The sequence below is a fragment of the Rhizobium sp. BR 249 genome (assembly GCF_047445895.1).
Lineage (GTDB): Bacteria > Pseudomonadota > Alphaproteobacteria > Rhizobiales > Rhizobiaceae > Rhizobium.
Genome location: NZ_JARWKX010000043.1, coordinates 1 through 21,354, shown reverse-complemented (window position 1 = coordinate 21,354; position 21,354 = coordinate 1). Strand labels below are relative to the sequence as shown.

General features: G+C 59.5%; 20 protein-coding genes. 12 read left to right on the top strand and 8 right to left on the bottom strand.

Annotation, left to right across the window (positions count from 1 at the left end; translation table 11 throughout):
* Window positions 1-18: 18 nt before the first annotated feature.
* From dnaQ to QD408_RS26310, 5 genes are read right to left on the bottom strand one after another with little or no spacing between them, the layout of a single operon-like run.
* On the bottom strand, window positions 19-741 hold the full coding sequence (gene dnaQ / locus QD408_RS26330) for a DNA polymerase III subunit epsilon (RefSeq protein ID WP_414141322.1): 723 nt from the start codon (window positions 739-741) through the stop codon (window positions 19-21).
* Window positions 734-1,345, bottom strand: a complete 612-nt coding sequence (gene coaE / locus QD408_RS26325; RefSeq protein ID WP_414141321.1) for a dephospho-CoA kinase — start codon at window positions 1,343-1,345, stop codon at window positions 734-736. Before coaE ends, dnaQ begins: the two co-directional genes overlap by 8 nt.
* A complete protein-coding gene (locus QD408_RS26320; RefSeq protein WP_414141320.1) occupies window positions 1,345-2,202 on the bottom strand; it encodes a shikimate dehydrogenase in 858 nt (285 codons plus the stop codon). Before QD408_RS26320 ends, coaE begins: the two co-directional genes overlap by 1 nt.
* A complete protein-coding gene (locus tag QD408_RS26315) occupies window positions 2,195-2,794 on the bottom strand; it encodes a Maf-like protein (protein ID WP_414141319.1) in 600 nt (199 codons plus the stop codon). The genes QD408_RS26320 and QD408_RS26315 overlap by 8 nt, the downstream gene beginning before the upstream one ends.
* Before the next feature lie 33 nt (window positions 2,795-2,827).
* Complete coding sequence (locus QD408_RS26310; protein ID WP_088683049.1) at window positions 2,828-3,649, bottom strand: pyruvate, water dikinase regulatory protein; 822 nt, start codon at window positions 3,647-3,649, stop codon at window positions 2,828-2,830.
* 400 nt (window positions 3,650-4,049) lie between these two features.
* On the opposite strand from QD408_RS26310, the gene hemE reads away from it, so the two are divergent.
* The 8 genes from hemE (at window position 4,050) to QD408_RS26270 (ending at window position 12,829) form a co-directional block, all read left to right on the top strand.
* Entirely contained in the window at window positions 4,050-5,081 is a 1,032-nt protein-coding gene (gene hemE, locus QD408_RS26305; protein WP_414141318.1) for a uroporphyrinogen decarboxylase, read from the top strand.
* A 2-nt stretch (window positions 5,082-5,083) separates the two neighbouring features.
* A complete protein-coding gene (gene hemJ / locus QD408_RS26300) occupies window positions 5,084-5,620 on the top strand; it encodes a protoporphyrinogen oxidase HemJ (protein ID WP_414141330.1) in 537 nt (178 codons plus the stop codon).
* Between the two features lie 199 nt (window positions 5,621-5,819).
* A complete protein-coding gene (gene rho / locus QD408_RS26295) occupies window positions 5,820-7,085 on the top strand; it encodes a transcription termination factor Rho (RefSeq protein WP_003571435.1) in 1,266 nt (421 codons plus the stop codon).
* A gap of 111 nt (window positions 7,086-7,196) precedes the next feature.
* A complete protein-coding gene (gene mnmE / locus QD408_RS26290) occupies window positions 7,197-8,516 on the top strand; it encodes a tRNA uridine-5-carboxymethylaminomethyl(34) synthesis GTPase MnmE (protein ID WP_414141317.1) in 1,320 nt (439 codons plus the stop codon).
* Between the two features lie 72 nt (window positions 8,517-8,588).
* Complete coding sequence (mnmG, locus tag QD408_RS26285) at window positions 8,589-10,466, top strand: tRNA uridine-5-carboxymethylaminomethyl(34) synthesis enzyme MnmG (RefSeq protein ID WP_414141316.1); 1,878 nt, start codon at window positions 8,589-8,591, stop codon at window positions 10,464-10,466.
* Between the two features lie 24 nt (window positions 10,467-10,490).
* A complete protein-coding gene (gene rsmG, locus QD408_RS26280; protein ID WP_414141315.1) occupies window positions 10,491-11,108 on the top strand; it encodes a 16S rRNA (guanine(527)-N(7))-methyltransferase RsmG in 618 nt (205 codons plus the stop codon).
* Between the two features lie 19 nt (window positions 11,109-11,127).
* Complete coding sequence (locus tag QD408_RS26275; protein WP_414141314.1) at window positions 11,128-11,922, top strand: ParA family protein; 795 nt, start codon at window positions 11,128-11,130, stop codon at window positions 11,920-11,922.
* Window positions 11,923-11,947: 25 nt separating this feature from the next.
* A complete protein-coding gene (locus tag QD408_RS26270) occupies window positions 11,948-12,829 on the top strand; it encodes a ParB/RepB/Spo0J family partition protein (RefSeq protein ID WP_088683054.1) in 882 nt (293 codons plus the stop codon).
* A 98-nt stretch (window positions 12,830-12,927) separates the two neighbouring features.
* Here QD408_RS26270 and holA read toward each other — a convergent pair whose 3' ends face one another.
* From holA to leuS, 3 genes are read right to left on the bottom strand one after another with little or no spacing between them, the layout of a single operon-like run.
* Window positions 12,928-13,968: a DNA polymerase III subunit delta gene (gene holA, locus QD408_RS26265; protein WP_414141313.1), complete on the bottom strand. Its 1,041-nt coding sequence runs from the start codon at window positions 13,966-13,968 to the stop codon at window positions 12,928-12,930.
* Window positions 13,969-13,978: 10 nt separating this feature from the next.
* On the bottom strand, window positions 13,979-14,500 hold the full coding sequence (gene lptE, locus QD408_RS26260) for an LPS assembly lipoprotein LptE (protein WP_414141312.1): 522 nt from the start codon (window positions 14,498-14,500) through the stop codon (window positions 13,979-13,981).
* Window positions 14,490-17,120: a leucine--tRNA ligase gene (leuS, locus tag QD408_RS26255; protein WP_414141311.1), complete on the bottom strand. Its 2,631-nt coding sequence runs from the start codon at window positions 17,118-17,120 to the stop codon at window positions 14,490-14,492. Before leuS ends, lptE begins: the two co-directional genes overlap by 11 nt.
* Window positions 17,121-17,320: 200 nt before the next feature.
* Here leuS and QD408_RS26250 point away from each other — a divergent pair, with 200 nt between their 5' ends.
* The 4 genes from QD408_RS26250 to QD408_RS26235 all read left to right on the top strand — a co-directional run.
* Complete coding sequence (locus QD408_RS26250) at window positions 17,321-17,980, top strand: YggS family pyridoxal phosphate-dependent enzyme (RefSeq protein WP_414141310.1); 660 nt, start codon at window positions 17,321-17,323, stop codon at window positions 17,978-17,980.
* Window positions 17,981-18,061: 81 nt separating this feature from the next.
* Window positions 18,062-19,972, top strand: a complete 1,911-nt coding sequence (locus QD408_RS26245; protein ID WP_414141309.1) for a propionyl-CoA synthetase — start codon at window positions 18,062-18,064, stop codon at window positions 19,970-19,972.
* A 154-nt stretch (window positions 19,973-20,126) separates the two neighbouring features.
* On the top strand, window positions 20,127-21,062 hold the full coding sequence (locus QD408_RS26240; RefSeq protein ID WP_414141308.1) for a flagellin: 936 nt from the start codon (window positions 20,127-20,129) through the stop codon (window positions 21,060-21,062).
* Between the two features lie 88 nt (window positions 21,063-21,150).
* Window positions 21,151-21,354: transposase (locus tag QD408_RS26235; RefSeq protein ID WP_414138708.1), on the top strand; the 204-nt coding region annotated here is incomplete at its 3' end.

Genomic DNA, 21,354 nt, shown 5'->3' with positions numbered 1-21,354 from the left:
GGCAAGTCCCGGGCATTTTCAATTGGGGCTGCCGTATTTCGCCCAGATGCCTTTTTCGCCGAGCTTGGCGACCAGCGCCTCATGCGCCTGCGCCTCGGCCTGACTGAGGCGGGAGCCGAGCGGACGAGGCCGCTGAAGCACCGCTGATATCACCGCATCGTCGTCGCTCGCCGTTTCGCCGCGAGCCGCCTGGCCGGATTGACCTGACATGCCGAGACCAAGGGCAGCCTGCCTGCCGCCGATCATCTCGATATAGACTTCGGCGAGCAGTTCGGAGTCGAGCAACGCGCCGTGTTTGGTGCGGTGTGAATTGTCGATGCCGTACCGCCGGCAGAGCGCGTCGAGCGAATTTGGCCCCATCGGGTGCTTGCGCCGCGCCATCGACAGAGTATCGAGCACCCGTTCCGGCAGGATCGGCGGCAGACCGAGCCGCGCGAGTTCGGCATTGATGAAGCCCATGTCGAAGGTGGCGTTGTGGGCGATCCACTTGGCATCGCCGAAGAAAGCAAGGATCTGTTCGGCCACCTCAGCGAATGGCTGCTTGTCCTTCAGGAACTCGTCGGTGATGCCGTGCACGGCAAGCGCATCCGGATGGACCTTCTGGTCTCCGGGGTTGATGAAGATATGGATCGTGTTGCCGGTCGGGAAATGATTGAAGAGTTCGATGCCGCCGATTTCGATGATGCGGTCCGTCCGGTTGTCGAGGCCGGTGGTTTCCGTATCGAAAATGATTTCACGCATTCCTGAAATCTCCCTTGGCAATTCGCATTTTCAGATCGGCGACGATCTCGAGCACCCGTTCCCTCGTCTGCTCAATGCTGTGACTGGTGTCGACCAGATAATCGGCGCGGCGACGTTTTTCCGCGTCTGGCGTCTGACGCGAGAGAATCATGTCGAATTTTTCCTCGCTCATGTCTTCCCGCGCAAGCACCCTCCGGCGCTGAATCTGTGGATCGGTGCTGACGACGACGATGACATCCACCCTTTCCCAAGCGCTGGTTTCGAAAAGCAGGGGAATATCGAGCAGGACCATCTCGGCGCCGGCTGCCTGTTGACGCGCCAGAAATTCGCTCTCGCGTTTGCGGACCAGCGGATGGACAATGGCCTCCAGGCGCTTGAAACCGGCCGGGTCGAGCGCGAGCTGGCGGCCGAGCTCCTGCCGGTCGACCGCGCCATCCTTCATCGCGCCGGGAAAGGCGGCATCCACCAGCGGCGCTGCCTCGCCGGCATAGAGATCATGGACCACCGCATCGGAGTCGTTCAATGGGATCCCGGCCTCGGCGAACAGCTTGCCGACCGTCGATTTGCCCATTCCGATGGAGCCGGTGAGACCGATCTTCAGCATCAATGTGATTCCATGTCCGCGACGATCAGCCCTCGCAGCGCCGCATCGACGACGGGACGCTTGCCGAACCATTTCTCGAAGCCGGGGACGGCCTGATGCAGCAGCATGCCGAGACCATCGACGATCGAAAAGCCCTGCTCTTCCGCCTGTGCCAGGATCGGCGTCTTCAAGGGGATATAGACGATATCGGTGACGACGGCATTGGCCGCAAGAGCCATGAAATCGAGTTGCGGCGCCGCTTCTCCGTCCATGCCGAGCGAGGTCGTGTTGATGAAGAGGCCCGCCCCGTTCATGACTTCGGCAAGCGCGCCTGCGGGATGGGCGTGCACGCGCGGGCCGAAGCGATCGGCGAGCTCGCGCGCGCGTTCGACGGTGCGGTTGACGACGTGGATCTCCTTGAAACCGCGGTCGCGAACCGCCTGGATGATGGCCCGACTTGCGCCGCCGGCGCCGAAGACAACGGCCGTCTCATGACGGTCCCATCCGGGATGACGTTCATCGAGATTGGCGGTGAAGCCGCGGCCATCGGTGTTCGTCGCATGCAGGACGCCCTCTTCCAGCCAGAGCGTGTTCGAAGCGCCGAGTTCCTGCGACAGCTGGTCCGGTCTGTCGGCAAGCCGGAACGCGAGTTCCTTGTGCGGGATAGTGACGTTGCCGCCGACAAAACCGGAACTGCCGTCCTTCAACGAGACAATGAAATCCGCAAAGGCATCGGGCGCCACTTCATGCGCACGGTAGCTGCCGGGCAGGCCGAGCGTCTTCAGCCAATATCCATGGATCAGCGGCGAGCGTGAATGCTTGATGGGAAAGCCGGTGACAAACGCCTTCGGCCCGAATGTTTCACGTGAATCATCCATCGATCGCTCCGAGTTCCCGCAATTTTTTCAGAAGCGGCAGCATCGGCAGGCCGAGAATGGTGAAATAGTCACCTTCGATCTTCTCGAACAGCTGGATGCCCTCCCCCTCCAATTGATAGGCGCCGACACTGGAAAGCGCCCGTTCGCCGACCCGCGCCAGATGCCGGGTGATGAAATCCACCGTCAGCGGCCGCATCGTCAGCTCCGCATGGGCGAGATGTTCCCAAAGGACCACACCGCCACTGGCGATGGCAATGGCGCTGTTCAATCGATGGGTTACGCCGGACAGAGTTTGAAGGTGGTTCACCGCGTCGGCCATGTCCTTCGGCTTATGGAAGACGCGCTCACCGAGAGACATCGTCTGGTCCGAACCGATGACCATGCTGTCGGGAAAACGGCTGCTGACCTCTTCGGCCTTAGCCTTGGCCAGGACGAGTGCGACCGCATCCGGCTTGGCCCCCGCTTTTTCCATCGGAGCTTCCACTGCCCTTTCATCAATCCGGGCGGCATGCGCCTCGAAAGACAGTCCGGCATTTTCCATCAGTGCCCGTCGAAAGGGGCTCGACGATGCAAGGATGAGTTTTGCTGTCATGGGCTCCTCGATGTGTCGGCGTTTCGCCAGCGCTTAGCGCAGCTTCGGGCGCAGGGCAACAATTGCCGCCGCCGTTTCCTCGATCGAGCGGCGGGTGACATCGATCAGCGGCCAGCCGTGACGGGCGCAGAGCGAACGGGCATATTTCAATTCCTCGGAGATCGCGGCGCGATCCGTATAATGTTCGCGGTCGAAGCCTTGCGTCGTCCCGAGGATGCGGTTTTCCCGTACCTGGGAAATGCGGTCGGTTGTGGCGATGAGGCAGACGATCAGCGGCTTCGTTGTGACAAAAAGGCTCTCCGGCAGGGGCACGCCATAGACGATCGGAATGTTCGCCGTCTTGATGCCGCGGTTGGCGAGGTAGATGCTGGTCGGTGTTTTCGAGGTGCGGCTGATGCCGATAATGACCACGTCGGCGTCATTATAATCATCCGGCATCTGGCCGTCGTCATGGTCCATGGTGAAATTCAACGCTTCGATGCGCGCGAAGTAACCGGCATTCATCACATGCTGCGCGCCAACCCGACGGCGCGACGGCGCGCCGAGATAGATCTGGAATGCGCCCATGACAGGCTCCAGCACATTGACCGAGGCAACGCCCATTTCGGCGCAGCGCTCATCGATGAGGTTCGCAAGCTCCCGGTCGACGATCGTATAGAGCACGATGCCGGGTGCGTCATCGATCGCTTGGAGAACCGGCAGCAGCTGCTTGCGATTGCGGATCAGCGGATAGACGTGTTCGATCGGCTGAGCCGATCTGAACTGGGCCGATGCGGCGCGGCCGGCGGAGATGAGAGTCTCTCCCGTCGAGTCAGAAATCAGATGCAGATGAAAGAAGTTCGTTCTGTTCTCCACGCTATTTTCCGCTGCCTGTTGAAAAGACTGGATGATGGGGAGCTAAGGCGCCGAGGCGGTCTCGGGCAAGGGAAAACATGCCGCCTTATCCACATTTCGAATTTTGCAAATCGGTTTCATCGAGCCCTGTGGAAGATGGGGAAGAGCTCGATGTCTTTAGAGCAGGTCCACAGCTTATCCACAAGCACGAAGAAAATCATCGATCCGGAAGCGACTGGAATCATTTTCGGATTCAGCTTCTCCCCGAATTTCGGGCGCAATGGGCGAATCCTTCTGACATTTTTCGACGGTGCGCGACAAATGGCATCGGCAGTGGATGGATTTTAATCCTTGATAGACACCGACTCTAAGAAATAGAAACCTTTTAAAATATCTTTGATTTTTTATAGGGAAGAAGCGCTTGAGCGAAACGCGCCGAAAGATCATGAGGGTTCTCGATGGCGAAAGCCTCTCCCCTCCTCCTCTCTGGCTGATGAGACAGGCAGGACGTTATCTCCCGGAATATAGAGAGACGCGGGCAAAGGCCGGGAGTTTTCTCGATCTCTGTTACACGCCCGATCATGCCGTCGAGGTGACATTGCAGCCGATCCGCCGCTATGGCTTCGATGCGGCTATCCTGTTCTCCGATATCCTCGTCATTCCCGATGCGATGAAACGAAACGTCCGCTTCACCGAAGGCCATGGCCCTGAAATGGATCCGATCGATGAAGCCGGTATCGGCAGGTTGGATGGGGAAGGCGTCATCGATTATCTCCATCCGGTTTTGGAGACCGTACGGCGGCTGCGAGATGCATTGCCTGATGAGACAACGCTGCTCGGCTTTTGCGGTGCGCCCTGGACGGTTGCGACCTACATGATCGCCGGTCACGGCACGCCCGATCAGGCCCCTGCCCGTCTCTTCGCCTATAAGCATCCACGTGCTTTCGAGCGTCTCTTGATGCTGCTGGCGGACGTGTCGGCGGATTACCTCGTCGCCCAGATCGATGCCGGCGCTGATGCCGTGCAGATCTTCGATTCCTGGGCCGGCGTTCTCGGCGAGAGGGAATTCGAGGCTTTTGCGATCAGGCCTGTCGCGCGAATGATCGCTTCGATCAAGTCGCAGCGGCCGCACGCGCGTATCATCGCTTTTGCCAAGGGTGCAGGCTACCAGCTGAAGACCTATCGCCAGAAGACGGGTGCGGATGCGATCGGCCTCGACTGGTCCGTGCCATTGGCCTTTGCTGCCGAGCTTCAGAAAGACGGGCCGGTTCAGGGCAATCTCGATCCGATGCGCGTCGTTGCCGGCGGCAAAGCGCTGGAGGAAGGCATCGACGATATTCTTCAGCATCTCGGCAATGGGCCGCTCATCTTCAATCTCGGTCACGGCATCACGCCGCAGGCGGACCCCGAGCACGTGCGTCTGCTGGTCGACCGCGTGCGAGGCCTGACGTGACGATGGAAAAGCAGACGGACCGCCGGACCGGCGCCTATGCCCGGCGCCGCGCGTATTTTGCGCTGGCCTTCTTCGCGTTGATGGCGGTCGGGCTGTTCGCCTGGAACCCCGACAATCTCTATCTCTGGATCAAGGCGCTTCATATTATCGCGGTCATCTCCTGGATGGCCGGATTGTTTTATATGCCGCGGCTGTTCATCTACCACACCGATGCCGAACCGGGCTCGGTGCAATCGGAGACCTTCAAGGTGATGGAGCGCCGGCTGCTTCGGATCATCATGACGCCGGCGATGATGCTGACCTGGATTTTCGGCCTCTATCTCGCCTGGTCGGTCTATGGATTTCAGGGCGGCTGGCTGCATGCCAAGATCGGCCTCGTCGTGCTGTTGACGGCTGTCCATATGTTCTTCAGCCGTGCAGTCAGGGCGTTCGAGCGGGATGAAAACCGTCGCTCGGCACGCTATTGGCGGTTCATGAACGAGGCGCCGACACTGCTGATGATCCTGATCGTGATCCTCGTCGTGGTGAAGCCGTTCTGAGGCAAATCGTGCCTCAGGTTAAATTTGCTTCATTTTAAGCAGCCCCCTTGCGGCGACGATAACGAGTCGCTATTTTCCGCGCATCTCATCTACGTGGCATGTGTGTAGAGTTCAGTCGTCTGCGAGCCCCTTTCGCAGTACCGAATACGACCCAACATCGCCTTTCCCCTCCAAAATTGAAAAGAGCATTGGTCACTTCATGGCTGAAATGAAGCTTCAGGAACTTAAGAGTAAATCCCCGACGGATCTTCTGGCTTTTGCCGAGTCTCTCGAGGTCGAGAATGCAAGCACGATGCGCAAACAGGAGCTGATGTTTGCAATTCTCAAGATGCTTGCCAGCCAGGATGTGGAAATCATCGGCGAAGGGGTCGTCGAAGTGCTGCAGGACGGTTTCGGCTTCCTGCGTTCCGCCAATGCCAACTATCTGCCGGGTCCTGACGACATTTATATTTCTCCGTCGCAGATCCGCCGTTTCTCGCTGAAGACAGGCGATACCGTGGAAGGGCCGATCCGCGGACCGAAGGAAGGCGAGCGCTATTTCGCGCTGCTCAAGGTCAACACCATCAATTTCGACGATCCGGAAAAGATCCGTCACAAGGTTCATTTCGACAATCTGACGCCGCTCTACCCGAATGAGCGCTTCAAGATGGAACTGGATATTCCGACATCCAAGGATCTGTCGCCGCGTGTGATCGATCTCGTCGCGCCGCTCGGCAAGGGCCAGCGCGGATTGATCGTGGCGCCGCCACGCACCGGTAAGACCGTGCTCTTGCAGAACATCGCGCATTCGATCACGGCAAACCATCCGGAATGCTATCTGATCGTCCTGCTGATCGATGAACGCCCTGAAGAAGTGACCGACATGCAGCGCTCGGTTCGCGGCGAAGTCATCTCCTCGACCTTCGACGAGCCGGCCGTGCGCCACGTTCAGGTCGCCGAGATGGTCATCGAAAAGGCGAAGCGCCTCGTCGAGCATGGGCGCGACGTCGTCATTCTGCTCGATTCGATCACCCGCCTCGGCCGCGCCTACAACACGGTCGTTCCCTCTTCTGGCAAGGTTCTGACCGGCGGCGTCGACGCCAACGCGTTGCAGCGCCCGAAGCGTTTCTTCGGCGCCGCCCGCAATATCGAGGAAGGCGGCTCTCTGACGATCATCGCGACCGCCCTGATCGATACCGGCAGCCGCATGGACGAAGTCATCTTCGAAGAGTTCAAGGGTACCGGCAACTCTGAAATCGTCCTCGACCGCAAGGTTGCAGATAAGCGTATCTTCCCGGCAATGGATATTCTGAAGTCCGGCACGCGTAAGGAAGATCTTCTCGTTCCGCGCCAGGATCTGCAGAAGATCTTCGTGCTCCGCCGCATCCTGGCGCCGATGGGCACGACCGATGCGATCGAGTTCCTCATCGACAAGCTGAAGCAGACGAAGAACAATTCGGATTTCTTCGATTCGATGAATACCTGATCCTTAGCCGGATTCACGCTTCAGAAGCTGGTGGGCATCGTCGTGATGCCGCCAGCTTTTCTGTTTAAGAGAGATCAATTCGGACTCTGACCGTCAAACGACCTAGGCGACATGGCCATTTTTAGCGACACCATATATGCCCTTTCCAGCGGGTCACCGCCTTCGGGTGTTTCTGTCGTTCGCATCAGCGGGCCGGCGACCAGGGACGTATTGATGGCTCTCGTCGGATCCGTTCCCGTCGACCGTATTGCGGCCTACCGAACGATTCGGACTCGTAACAAAGAACCGATTGATCGCGGTCTCGTGCTATTTTTTCCGGCGCCCAACTCATTTACCGGGGAGGATGTCGCCGAGCTGCAGATCCACGGCAGCAAAGCTGTTCTTGCGGCGCTGTTTCAGGCGCTTGAGGGTATTCCGGGCGTTCGGCTGGCAGTCGAAGGCGAGTTCTCGCGGCGGGCCTTCGAAAACGGCAAACTTGATCTTGTCGAAGTCGAAGGGCTGGCCGATCTGATCGGCGCCGAAACGGAGATGCAGCGACGTCTTGCTGTCGAACACAGTGCCGGCGGACTTTCAGCCATTTACGATTCGTGGGCGGAACGATTAACGCGCGCGCGGGCACTGATTGAAGCGGAATTGGATTTTCCCGATGAAGACGATGTTCCAGGTTCAGTATCGGATATCGTCTGGGCCGACATGGAGAAGCTTCGAGGGGATATTGAACAGCATTTGAGCGCAGCTTCGGCGGGCGAGATCATCAGGGATGGTTTCAGGGTGGTCATTGCCGGCGCGCCGAACGCGGGTAAATCGAGCCTGTTGAATGCTTTGGCGCGCCGAGATGTCGCGATCGTTACCGATATCGCCGGAACGACGCGCGATGTGCTCCAGGTAGAGCTCGACATCAATGGTTACCTGGTCAAGCTCTATGATACTGCCGGCCTCCGCGACGCGGATGATCGGGTGGAGATGGAAGGCGTGCGGCGTGCGCGTGTCGCGCTTCGCGATGCCGATCTCGTTTTGCTGCTGATCGACATGACGAACCCGCAGATACCTGCCGACTTGGAGCCCACTTCCCCCCATGTTAGTGTGGGAACGAAGAAAGACCTGATCGATATCGCGCCGGGTCAATATGATCTGCAGATTTCGACGGCAACAGGAGATGGTCTGCTGGAGCTGCGCCAACTGATCGGCGCCATCGTCGCGGAGCGTTTCGGTGGTTTGTCGATGGCGATTCCCAGCCGGCAACGCCATAAGGATTCGCTTGCGAAATGTTTAGCGGCGCTCGATATGGCAATTTCGCAGATCGACGTGGATCTGGAATTGCGCACTGAGCAGCTTCGGATTGCTGCTGATTATTTGGGTAGGATTACGGGAAGAGTGGATGTCGAGCAGTTGCTCGGCGTGATCTTCTCGGAGTTTTGTATCGGCAAATGATTCACGTGAAACCTTTCGGGCGCCGTTGCTCGTCAGGTTCCACCTGAAACCGCTGCTGGAATGGAGTCTTGGATGACCGATGGTGTCTATGATGTGATTGTAATCGGCGGCGGCCATGCGGGGTCTGAGGCGGCCAGTGCGGCTGCGCGGCTCGGTGCAAGGACCGCGCTTGTGACGCACAGGCGCGACACGATCGGCGTCATGTCCTGCAATCCTGCCATCGGTGGACTCGGAAAGGGCCATCTCGTCCGGGAGATCGACGCAATGGACGGCCTGATGGGCCGTATCGCCGACGCATCAGGCATTCAGTTCAGAATGCTGAACAAGAAGAAGGGTGCGGCGGTCCGGGGACCACGGACGCAGGCTGATCGAAAGCTCTACCGCCTGGCGATGCTGGCGGCCATCGAGGCGACGCCAGGTCTCGATATCATCGAGGGTGATGCGTTTGACCTTGAGGTGGTCGAAGGCCGTGTGGCGGGCGTGGTCATGAAGGACGGGCGAAGGTTCAAGACGCCGGCCGTGGTTCTGACGACTGGTACATTTCTTCGCGGCCTTATTCATATCGGTTCGGAAAAGACACCGGCGGGGCGTGTCGGGGAAGCGCCATCGACCGGCCTGTCCGTCACGTTGGCCCGACTGGGCCTGCGGTTGGGACGTTTGAAGACGGGAACGCCGGCGCGGCTGGATGGAAAGACGATCGATTGGCAATCCGTGGGCAGGCAGGGCGCTGACGACGAGCTTGTGCCGTTTTCTTTCATGACTGATCGAATCACCACGCCGCAGATCGATTGCGGAGTGACGAGGACGACCGAGGCGACTCACCGGATTATTGTCGACAACATCATGCGGTCAGCGATGTATTCGGGACAGATTGAGGGCGTGGGCCCTCGCTACTGCCCCTCTATCGAAGACAAGCTGGTGAAATTCGGCGAGCGGGATGGACACCAGGTCTTTCTGGAGCCCGAAGGGCTGGATGATGATACCGTCTACCCGAACGGGATTTCGACGTCGCTGCCGGCGGAGGTCCAGGCCGATTTCATCAGAACTATCCCCGGCCTTGAGGCGGCAAGAATTATCCAGCCGGGGTATGCGATCGAATATGACCATGTCGATCCGAGAGAACTGTCTCCATCCCTCGAGGTCAAGCGCCTGAAAGGCTTGTTCCTGGCAGGCCAGATCAATGGCACGACTGGATATGAAGAGGCGGGAGCTCAAGGCTTGGCTGCCGGTCTGAATGCCGCATTGCTCAGCAGCGATTCGGATCCGTTCCATTTTAGCCGCACGAATTCGTATATCGGAGTGATGATCGACGATCTCACCTCTCGCGGCGTTACGGAGCCGTATCGAATGTTCACGTCGCGAGCGGAGTACAGGCTGACTTTGCGCGCTGATAACGCGGATATGCGATTGACGCCGCTGGCGATGCAGCTTGGCTGCGCAAGCGCGGAGCGCCGCCATCGGTTCACATCCTATCAGGCGGAAATCGAGAGTGGTCGGGCATTGTTGATGTCGCTGGCGGTGACACCGAATGAAGCACGGCGCGCGGGTTTGAATATCAACCTCGATGGACAACGTCGCACCGCTTACGACCTGTTGTCATATCCCAATTATGATTTCGCTGAACTCCAACGGGTCTGGCCCGAGTCGCTGGGAGCGATTGCGCCCAAGGTCGCCGAGGCGTTGGAGACTGAAGCGGGGTATTCGGTCTATCTGGATCGGCAAGCCACGGCGATTGCCGATCAGCAGCGCGACGAGCAGCGGCAGATACCGTATGATTTCAACTACGCTGCCCTTTCCGGCCTCTCCAATGAACTGAAGGCCAAGCTCGGCGCTGCTCGCCCCGTCAATATTGCCCAGGCCGCTGTCGTTGAAGGAATGACGCCCGCGGCCATCGCACTGTTGCTGGTCCACCTCCGTCGCCTGAATTCATCCGAGCGTCATAGCGCCTGACACAAGATCTGAGAGTCCCTCACAATGGAATTAAACGGTTTGCGTGTTTCACGTGAAACACAGGAGCGGCTTCGACACTTCGCGGCGTTGTTTCAGAAGTGGGCGAAAACCATCAATCTGGTGGCGCCGTCGACACTGGATGATTTGTGGAACCGGCACATCGCCGACAGCAGCCAGATCTTCCAGATCCACCCCAAGCCGGTCACTTGGGTCGACCTGGGAAGTGGGGGCGGTTTTCCCGGCGTGATTACAGCGATTTTTTTGTCGGAGTTGCAGGACGGATGGGTGCATCTGGTTGAAAGCAACCACAAGAAAGCGGCTTTTCTCCGAACCGCCCTTCGGGAAACGGACGCACGCGGAAGTGTCCATACCGTTCGGATCGAAGATGCCCCCGCGGAGATCAGCGAATGCAAAGCGATCTCCGCTCGCGCTCTCGCCGATCTGGAAGGTCTCATGGAATATTCAGCCCCATGGATGCTTGGCCAGGAAGATTGTCGCGGCTTTTTTCATAAAGGCCGGGATTACCTGAGGGAAATCGACAAAGCACGTGGTCGCTGGGAATTCGATCTGCTAGAACATAAGAGCGCCGTTGAGCAGGAATCCGTTATTCTGGAAATATCGAATCTCCGGCGCTTGGTTTAACAAATCGGATATTGCGGCTATGGCTGGCGAACGACATCGGATAATCACCATCGCAAATCAGAAAGGTGGCGTTGGCAAAACGACCACTGCAATCAACCTGGCAACGGCATTGGCTGCTATTGGCGAACGTGTCCTGATCGTGGATCTCGATCCGCAGGGCAATGCCAGCACCGGTCTCGGTATCGATCGCCGCAATCGCAAGCTTTCTTCCTATGACTTGATGGTTGGCGATCACGGTATCAGCGACGTAACGCTCGAAACCGCGGTGCCCAATCTCTTCATCGTTCCTTCGACGATGGATCTGCTCGGTGTCGAGATGGAGATTGCGCAGGAGAGCGATCGAGTCTTCAAATTGCGCAAAGCCCTGTCGTCGCCGGAAGCAATGGGTTTTTCCTATATTCTTCTGGATTGCCCGCCGTCGTTCAATCTGCTGACAATGAATGCCATGGCTGCCGCCCATTCGGTGCTGGTGCCGCTGCAGTGCGAATTCTTTGCGCTGGAAGGATTGAGTCAGCTGCTGGAAACCGTCAGCCAGGTTCGCCGAACCGTCAATCCGCGGCTGGATATTCAGGGCATCGTGTTGACGATGTTTGATGCCCGCAACAATCTCGCCCAGCAGGTCGTCAACGATGTGCGTACGCATCTCGGTGAGAAAGTTTATCATACGTTAATTCCGCGCAACGTCCGCGTCTCCGAAGCGCCGTCCTATGGCAAGCCTGCTATCCTCTACGATCTGAAATGCGCGGGCAGTCAGGCTTATCTGCAATTGGCTTCCGAGGTCATCCAGCGGGAACGCCAGAGACTGGCTGCCTGATATCATTGCATGAGGTGTATGGGTCATGAATGACGATGTATCGAAAAGACGCTTGGGTCGAGGCCTTGCGGCGCTGATCGGCGAAATGGATCAGCCGGTCCCAGTGGAAGCCGAGCGGACTGTCAGTGCTGACAGGATGATCCCGATCGAGTTCGTCAGCCGTAACCCTCGCAACCCGCGCCGGTTCTTCGATGATACAGAGTTGCACGATCTTGCCAGCTCCATTCGTCAGCACGGCATCGTTCAGCCGATCGTGGTGCGGACGATGTCGCGGGATCAGTATGAAATCATCGCCGGCGAACGGCGCTGGCGCGCCGCCCAGCTTGCCGGACTGATCGAGATTCCGGTCATCATCCGCGACGTCGACGACAAGACAGCACTCGAAATCGCCATCGTCGAGAACGTACAGCGAGCCGATCTCAATCCGCTCGAAGAGGCGCTGGGATATGAGCAACTGATTGCCGAATATGGCTATACCCAGAACGATCTCGGCGAAATCATCGGCAAAAGCCGCAGCCATGTCGCCAATTCGCTGCGGCTGCTGAAATTGCCCGATCCGGTTCGCGATCTGCTCGCAGCCGGAAGCCTGTCGGCCGGGCATGCGCGGGCTCTGGTCTCGACACCCGACCCGGCTAGCCTCGCCCGCACCATCGTTGCCAAGGGCATGTCGGTGCGCGATGCAGAAAAGCTCGCGCAAAACAACATCAAAGCTCAATCGGAACCGCAACAGCCGGCTTCAAGGCGCGAGCAGAAGGATTCCGACACCGTGGCTCTGGAGCGCACGCTTTCCGATGCGCTTGGCCTTGAGGTTTCGATCAACCACAAGACAAGCGGCGGGCAGATCAAGATTTCCTACAAATCTCTGGAGCAGCTCGAAGAGATCTGCCGCTTGCTCGAACGACGCTAAAGGCGTCGCATAAAACTCAATTCCTGCGACGCGCTTGAGTTCTTATTTTATGCCGTGTTCCCGGAGCTGCTGCACCCCTTCCGGGTGATATGGATCGGTCAAGCCGATTTACGACCGGACTGAAGGGTGGTCGACAGAAGCGTTTGCATCGCGACGCTGTCTTCCAGCACCTGCCGTCGTCTACTCTGCAGGATCGCGGCCTGCAGGCGATTCGATTCACGGGCGATGCTTTCGGAGCTCCATTGGCGTAAAGCCTGCTCGATTATCGGCTTGCGGCGAAAATGCAAATGCCGGCCCATCGTCTGCATGATTTGCGGCGCCTGCAGGCGCTTTTCTTCCATCTCGGCGCGCATCATGTCCAGAAGCTGGAATTGCTTCAAGCAAGCCTGCAGCACCAGAAAAATCGCGGTTTTCGAGCTGCTGATCTTCTGCATGGCGTGCAGAAAAGCATTCAGATCACCACTCAGAATGGCGTCGACGGCATCGTCAACCGAAATCGCACTGGCATCGCCGATTATTTCGGTAACGTGATGTTCTTCTATGGTGTCCAGGCCACGGCAATAAAGCGCAAGCTTGCGGACTTCGTTGCGGGAAGCGATGCGATCGCCGCCTATCAATGCGACCAGCGCCTGGCGTGCGGCTGGCGTAATGCCGAGCTTCTCTGCGCCGAGTTCGGCATCGATCAATCCGTTCAGGGCGCGGCTGTCATCGGCGTAGGAGGGGATGGCCATTACAGACCGCGCGCTTTCCGCGGTCTTGCGAAGCAGGGATCCCTTTTTGAGGTCACCGGCCTCCACGATCAAATGGGCCGCTTCGAGCGGCTTTTCGGACAGCAGCGCCAACGATTCGACAAGATATTTTTCGTTGGCGGCACCGCGGATCCAGATCAGTTTCTCACCGCCGAACAGGCCGATCGACTGGGCCTCGTCGACCAGCCTCCCGGGGTCCTTCTGCAGGTCGCCGATATCGAGTTTCGTCAGCGAGAAAGGATCATCGAGCGCGACACCCGTCTTGCCGGCAAGCAGGCCCGCGCGCTCGGAGACGAGGCCGCGGTCCGGTCCGTAAATGACGAAAATCCGATAGTTCTGCGCCGACTTCTGCAGAAAGCTTTCGAATTCGTGGGACTTTATCTCCGCCACATCTCCGCCCTCAACGGCTGAGGGCGGCGGCGATATCGGCTCCTACGAATTCCGCTGCCTGATCCGCCGCGCGGTTTTCGGCATCACGAATTGCCCTTTGCTTGGCAAATTCCTGTTCGGAGAAATCCACCAGCGCCGTCGCCTGGCGGCTGCCGGCCTTGATGACATGATTGTCGGACGTCGCGCGCAGCGTATAGGTGACGTTGACGGTCACACGACCGGCTCGCGACGTATCGCCAGATTCCTGGAGAAGCGTATCGGCAACCCCCGACGTGGCGCGCATTTCGACCAGATATTGCGGGTTTACCGCTTCGCCGGCGCCGCGTGACGCCAGGAAGATCAGGCGATTGCGAACCTGCTGTTCGACCCGGCTGCTCGCCTCGGAAAAACCGACAGAGGAAAGCTTTTCCACCACACCGGACTGCTCTGAATAAAGCGGCCGGACCTGGCAGGCTGAGAGGAAAGCCGCGGAGGCAAGGATCATGGCGATGCCGGCGTGGCGCGCCAGCTTGCAAGCGATATCAGACGACAATGTTCACAATCCTTTGGGGAACCACGATGATCTTCTTCGGTGCCTGCCCGTTCAGCGCGTTCTTCACCGCCTCGAGATCCAGCACGGCGTTGGTGACCGCATTCTGATCTGCGTCGCGAGAAATTGTCAATTCAGCGCGTTTCTTGCCGTTGATCTGCACGGGCAGAATGACGTCGTTCTCCATGACCAGCGTTTCGTCGTAACGCGGCCAGCCTGTGCGGGCCAGCAGGCCGGTATTGCCGAGCGCCGCCCAGCATTCTTCGGCAAGATGCGGCGTCATCGGCGCGACGAGCTGGACGAGGATTTCGGCAGCGTCACGCACGGCCGCGCGATAGCCGGCATCGCCCTCGCCTGCCGCAACCTTCGTCAGCGGCGCGGCGAGCGCGTTGACGAGTTCATAGATACGCGCGACGGCCTTGTTGAACCAGAGCTTGTCATAGTCGTTCTGAACGGCCTTCAGCGTCTTGTGCGCCGCCTGTGAGATCGCCAGTGCTTCGCCGTCGGTGGCGGCAGCAGGCGTTACAGCAGACAGCGCGTCAGCGGCCTCGGAAATCAGCCGCCACAGGCGCTGGGTGAAGCGATGGGCGCCTTCGACGCCGGCTTCCGACCAGATGACGTCGCGCTCCGGCGGAGAGTCCGACAGAACGAAGAAACGGGCGGTATCGGCGCCGTAGGAGGCGATGATATCGTCGGGATCGACGACGTTCTTCTTCGATTTCGACATCTTCTCGATCGAGCCGATGGCGATTTCCTCGCCTGACGTCAGCAGGAAGGCGCGCCGTTTGCCGTCGAGTTCCTCGATGCGGATATCGGCGGGGGCCACCCATTCCCGGCCGGCGCCGGCGCCACGGCTATAGGTCTCATGGACCACCATGCCCTGGGTGAAGAGGCCCTTGAAGGGCTCCGTGGCGGCGACGTGACCGGTCTCGCGCATGGCGCGGGTGAAGAAGCGGGAATAGAGCAGATGCAGGATCGCATGCTCGATGCCGCCGATATACTGGTCGACCGGCAGCCAACGATTAGCCGCCTCAGGATCGGTGGGCTTACCCTCCCAGGGTGCTGTGAATCGCGTGAAATACCAGCTCGAATCGACGAAAGTATCCATCGTATCCGTTTCCCGGCGTGCGTTCTTACCGCAGTTCGGGCAGGAGACATGACGCCAGGTGGGATGGCGGTCGAGCGGGTTTCCGGGCTGGTCGAATGTCACATCGTCAGGCAGCTTGACCGGCAGATCCTTCTTCGGCACCGGCACGACGCCGCAGGCGTCGCAATGGATGACCGGGATCGGGCAGCCCCAATAGCGCTGACGTGAAATGCCCCAGTCGCGCAGACGGAAATTGACCTTCCGCTCGCCCTGCGGCGCATTGCCGAGCGAGGCGGCTGACAGCTGGTCGGCGACGACATTGAAGGCCTCTTCCGTCGTCTTGCCGTCGAGAAAGCGCGAATTGATCATGACGCCGTCGCCGTCATAGGCGGTGTCGCCAACCGAGAAGCTTGCGGCATCGCCGTCGCTCGGCATGACCACAGCTACGACCGGCAGGCCGTATTTCCGTGCGAAATCCAGGTCGCGCTGATCACCGGACGGGCAACCGAAGATGGCGCCCGTGCCGTAATCCATCAGCACGAAATTGGCGATATAGACGGGCAGCTCCCAGGAAGGATCGAGCGGATGGCGGACGCGGATGCCGGTATCCAGGCCCTTCTTTTCGGCGGTCTCGAGCGCGGCGAGCGAAGTGCCGGCGCGCCGGCATTCCTCGCAGAAGGCCTCGATCTCCGGATTCTTGGCGGCTGCATCCTTTGCCAGCGGATGATCGGCGGCGATCGCCAGGAAGGAGGCGCCGAAAAGTGTGTCCGGCCGGGTCGTATAGACGGTGATCTCGGTCTCGCCGGCCGGTGCCGTTTCCGGCACGATCTCCCAGCGGATCGTCAGGCCTTCCGAGCGGCCGATCCAGTTCTTCTGCATCAGGCGAACTTTTTCCGGCCACTGGTCGAGCGTATCCAGCGCGTCCAGCAGGTCCTGGCTGAAGTCGGTGATCTTGAAGAACCATTGCGTCAGTTCACGCTGTTCGACCAGCGCGCCGGAACGCCAGCCGCGGCCGTCGATCACCTGTTCGTTGGCAAGCACGGTGTTGTCGACAGGGTCCCAATTGACCTTCGACTGCTTGCGATAGACCAGACCCTTCTCCAGGAAATCCAGGAAGAGATGCTGCTGGTGCTGATAATACTCGACGTCGCAGGTCGCGAATTCGCGGCTCCAGTCCAGGGAAAGCCCCATGGCCTTCAGCTGCGCCTTCATCGAGGCGATGTTCTGATAGGTCCAGGAAGCGGGATGGACACCGCGCTCCATGGCGGCGTTTTCCGCCGGCATGCCGAAAGCGTCCCAGCCCATCGGATGCAGGACGTTATAGCCGCGGGCACGCTTGTAGCGGGCGACGACGTCGCCCATGGCGTAGTTGCGGACATGGCCCATGTGAATGCGCCCCGATGGATAGGGGAACATCTCGAGGACGTAATATTTTTCGCGCGGATCTGAATTGTCGGTCTCGAAGACCTTGTCTTCGTTCCATTTCTGCTGCCAGCGGGGCTCGGCGTCGCGCGGATTATAACGTTCGGTGGCCATGGTATTCGAAATTCCGGAAAATCAGGGGAGTTGGCCGAGACCTTCACCATGAAACCACCGTAGCGTCAAGTTTTGCAGGCGCTGCAAGCGTCCGATCTTCATCAGGCCGAAGCGATTTCGCCGGAGCGGGTCTTGGCAAGCACAGAATGGCTGGCTAGTTCATTGCCATTCTTTTCACTGAGATATGTCGAGGCAGAACGATGGAACTTCAAGAGCGGTTGAACGACGTGCGCTCGCGGATCGCGGCCGGAGAACGCCAGGCAGGCCGCCCCGCTGGTTCCGTTCAGCTCGTCGCCGTGTCGAAGACCTTCGAGGCGGATGCGATCCGCCCGGCAATCGACGCCGGGCAGCGGGTCTTCGGCGAGAACCGAGTGCAGGAAAGCCAGGGCAAATGGCCTGATCTGAAGGCCGAGCATCCCGATATCGAACTGCATCTGATCGGGCCGCTGCAATCGAACAAGGCGGCGGATGCGGTGGCGCTTTTCGATGTCATCGAGACGGTGGACCGCGAAAAGATTGCCCGTGCCCTTGCCGACGAGATGAAGCGGCAAGGCAGGACCCCACGGCTCTACGTCCAGGTCAATACCGGGCTGGAACCGCAGAAGGCGGGCATCGCTCCCGAGGATACGCCTGGTTTCGTCGCCCTCTGCCGCGACGAACTCGGCCTGTCAATCGACGGCTTGATGTGCATTCCGCCGGCCGAGGAAAATCCGGGGCCGCATTTTGCGCTTTTGGCTAAGCTCGCACTGAAATGCGGCGTCGAAAAACTCTCCATGGGCATGTCGGGCGATTACGAGACGGCGATCGCCTTCGGCGCCACCAGCGTGCGTGTCGGATCGGCAATTTTCGGCGCGCGCTGACACTGCTTTGGTCGGGCTTCCCGTCCTCCCCTACCCCGCCTAAATTGATAGGCAGGTTTGCGATGTCCTGGGGAGGAGCAGATGCAGAACGGCTATCATCAGGCCTATGCCGCCTGGAAACATGATCCGGAAGCCTTCTGGCGAGAAGCCGCCGCCGATATCGACTGGTTCAAGCCGCCGGAGCGGATATTTTCGCCCGATGACGGCGTCTATGGCCGCTGGTTTCCGGGGGCCGAGACCAATAGCTGTCACAATTGCCTGGACCGGCATGTGGCGGCCGGACGCGGCGGCGAGACGGCGATCCTCTTCGACAGCGCGATGACCGGCGAGAAACGCCGTTTCACCTATGACGAGGCGCTTGGCGAGGTGAAGGCCATCGCTGCGACACTGCTCGAGTTCGGCATCGGCAAGGGCGACCGTGTGATCCTCTATATGCCGATGGTGCCGCAGGCGGTGTTTTCCATGCTTGCCTGCGCCCGTATTGGTGCGGTGCATTCCGTCGTTTTCGGCGGGTTTGCCGCCAGCGAGCTTGCGGCGCGCATCGACGACAGCGGGGCGAGGCTGGTGATCACCGCGAGCTGCGGGCTCGAGCCCGGCCGCATCGTTGCCTACAAGCCATTGGTCGACCAGGCGATCGAGATCGCGCGGGTAGAGCCGGAGCACTGCCTGGTGCTGCAACGGCCGCAGCTTCGGGCAGATCTCGCCAGCGGCCGCGATCAGGATTTCGAGGTCGCGGTCGCGCGCCATCGCGGCGTCGAGGTCGCCTGTGTTCCCGTCAAGGCGACCGATCCGCTCTACATCCTCTACACATCAGGCACGACGGGCCAGCCGAAGGGCGTCGTGCGCGACAATGGCGGCCATATGGTCGCGCTCAGCTGGTCGATGCGGAATATCTACGGCCTGAAGCCGGGCGAGGTTTTCTGGACGGCTTCCGATATCGGCTGGGTCGTCGGCCATTCCTATATCGTCTATGCCCCGCTGATCGCCGGCGTGACGACGCTGATCTTCGAGGGAAAGCCGGTCGGCACCCCGGATGCCGGCGCGTTCTGGCGGATCGTTTCGGAATACAAGGTGCGGGTGCTCCTCACGGCGCCGACCGCATTCCGCGCCATCCGGCGGGAGGATGGAGAGGGCGAACTGCTGCGCCGATATCCGATGCCGGATTTCCGGGCGCTGTTTCTCGCCGGCGAGAGGGCTGATCCGGAGACGCTGAAATGGGCGGAGCGCATGCTTGGCGTGCCCGTGATCGACCACTGGTGGCAGACGGAGACCGGCTGGCCGATCGCCGCAAACCCGCTCGGTCTCGGTGCTCTTCCCGTCAAGCACGGGTCGCCGACGCTGCCGATGCCGGGTTACGACATCGCGGTGCTCGACGATGCCGGCCACCCGACCGAAGCGGGTGCACTCGGCAATATCGTCATAAAGCTTCCCTTGCCGCCGGGCTGCCTGCCGACCCTCTGGAACGCGGATGATCGTTTCCGGTCGGCCTATCTCGATGAGTTTCCCGGCTACTACAAGACCGCCGATGCCGGCTATGTCGACGAGGATGGCTACCTCTTCATCATGTCGCGCACCGACGACATCATCAATTGCGCCGGTCATCGGCTTTCGACAGGGGCCATGGAAGAGGTCTGCGCGCGCCATCCCGACGTCGCGGAATGCGCGGTCATCGGCGTGATCGATGCGCTGAAGGGCCAGGCCCCCTGTGGTTTCCTGGTGCTGAAACGGGATGTTTCCCGTGAAACGGCTGTGATCGAATCAGAGGTGGTGGCGATGATTCGCGAATCGATCGGGCCTGTCGCGGCCTTCAAAACGGCCATCACCGTTAACCGATTGCCGAAGACGCGCTCGGGCAAGATCCTGCGTGGAACGATGCAGAAAATTGCCGACGGCATACCCTGGAGAATGCCTGCTACCATTGACGATCCGGCGATTTTGGAGGAGATCGCCGAGGCGCTGCGCAAGCGGGGTTTCGGCTCCCTGCCGATGTGAAATTAAACTTTCCGAAAGCCTAATTGAGAAATTGTTAACCATATCGCGCAAGGATTTGTTAACGGCAATGGCTTGCATAGCAGGCTTTGCATGACGCGGTCGCCGTTACCGGCTTAGTCCGGAATGCCCTTTCTCTAAGATTGTGGAACGGATCATGACAAGCATCCTCACCAACAACGCTGCCATGGCAGCGCTGCAGACTTTGCGCGGTGTAAACGATAGCCTCAAGGACACCCAGGGTCGCGTTTCCTCGGGTTATCGTGTGGAAAAAGCGGCAGACAACGCCGCCTACTGGTCGATCGCAACGACCATGCGTTCTGACAACAAGGCGCTTTCGGCCGTCTCCGACGCGCTCGGGCTCGGCGCCGCCAAGGTCGATACCGCCTATTCGGCCATGGACAGCGCGCTCGACGTCGTCAGCGAAATCAAGGCGAAGATCGTTGCCGCCACGGAAAAAGGCGTCGACAAGACGAAGATCCAGCAGGAACTCGACCAGCTGCAGGAGCAACTGCTCAGCATCGCCCAATCGGCCTCCTTCTCCGGTGAAAACTGGGTTGCCGGCGCTTCCGGCACGAAGAGCGTCGTCTCCTCCTTCGTTCGTGACGGCAGCAATGCCGTTTCGGTGAAGATGACGGATTATGTGCTGAATTCCGGCACGCTCGGGAATGTGCTTTTCGGCATGACGTCCACCGGTGCGATCGAGACCACCAGCGGCATTATCGGAACCGCTTTCAACGGGACCTATGGCGGCACGGTCATCGTCATGCCGTCGATCTATGCGCTCGACATTTCCAATTTCACGCAGGGTCAGCTCGATTCAGCCCTGACCGGCATCGAACTGGTGCTCGGCGCCATGACCGCCGCCGGCTCGGCTCTCGGTTCGATCTCGACCCGCATCCAGCTGCAGGAGACTTTCGTCAGCGGCCTTCACGATTCCATCGACTCGGGCATCGGTCGTCTGGTCGATGCCGATATGGAAGAGGAATCGAGCAAGCTCTCCGCATTGCAGACGCAGCAGCAGCTTGGCATCCAGTCGCTTTCGATCGCCAATAGCTCGGCGCAGAATATCCTCACCCTGTTCCGGAGCTGATCCGAAACAGCAATTCTCGACAAAAAACCCCGCCGGGCAGGACTGAACTGACCCCCGAAAGTTGGACACCCAACTTCGGGGGTTTTGCATGTCCAAATACAGCACGTCGTTCAAGCAGAGTGTTGTGGAGTTTTACAGCGGCGGCAAGCGTAGCGTGCGTGAGGTGAGTGCGCATTTTGGGGTCGACCATTCGACGGTGCGCAACTGGGTGGCGATGCACGCGGCGCATGGAGTTTACGGTCTAGTGAAGAAGTTCAGCCACTACAATGCTGAGTTCAAGCTATCGGTTCTG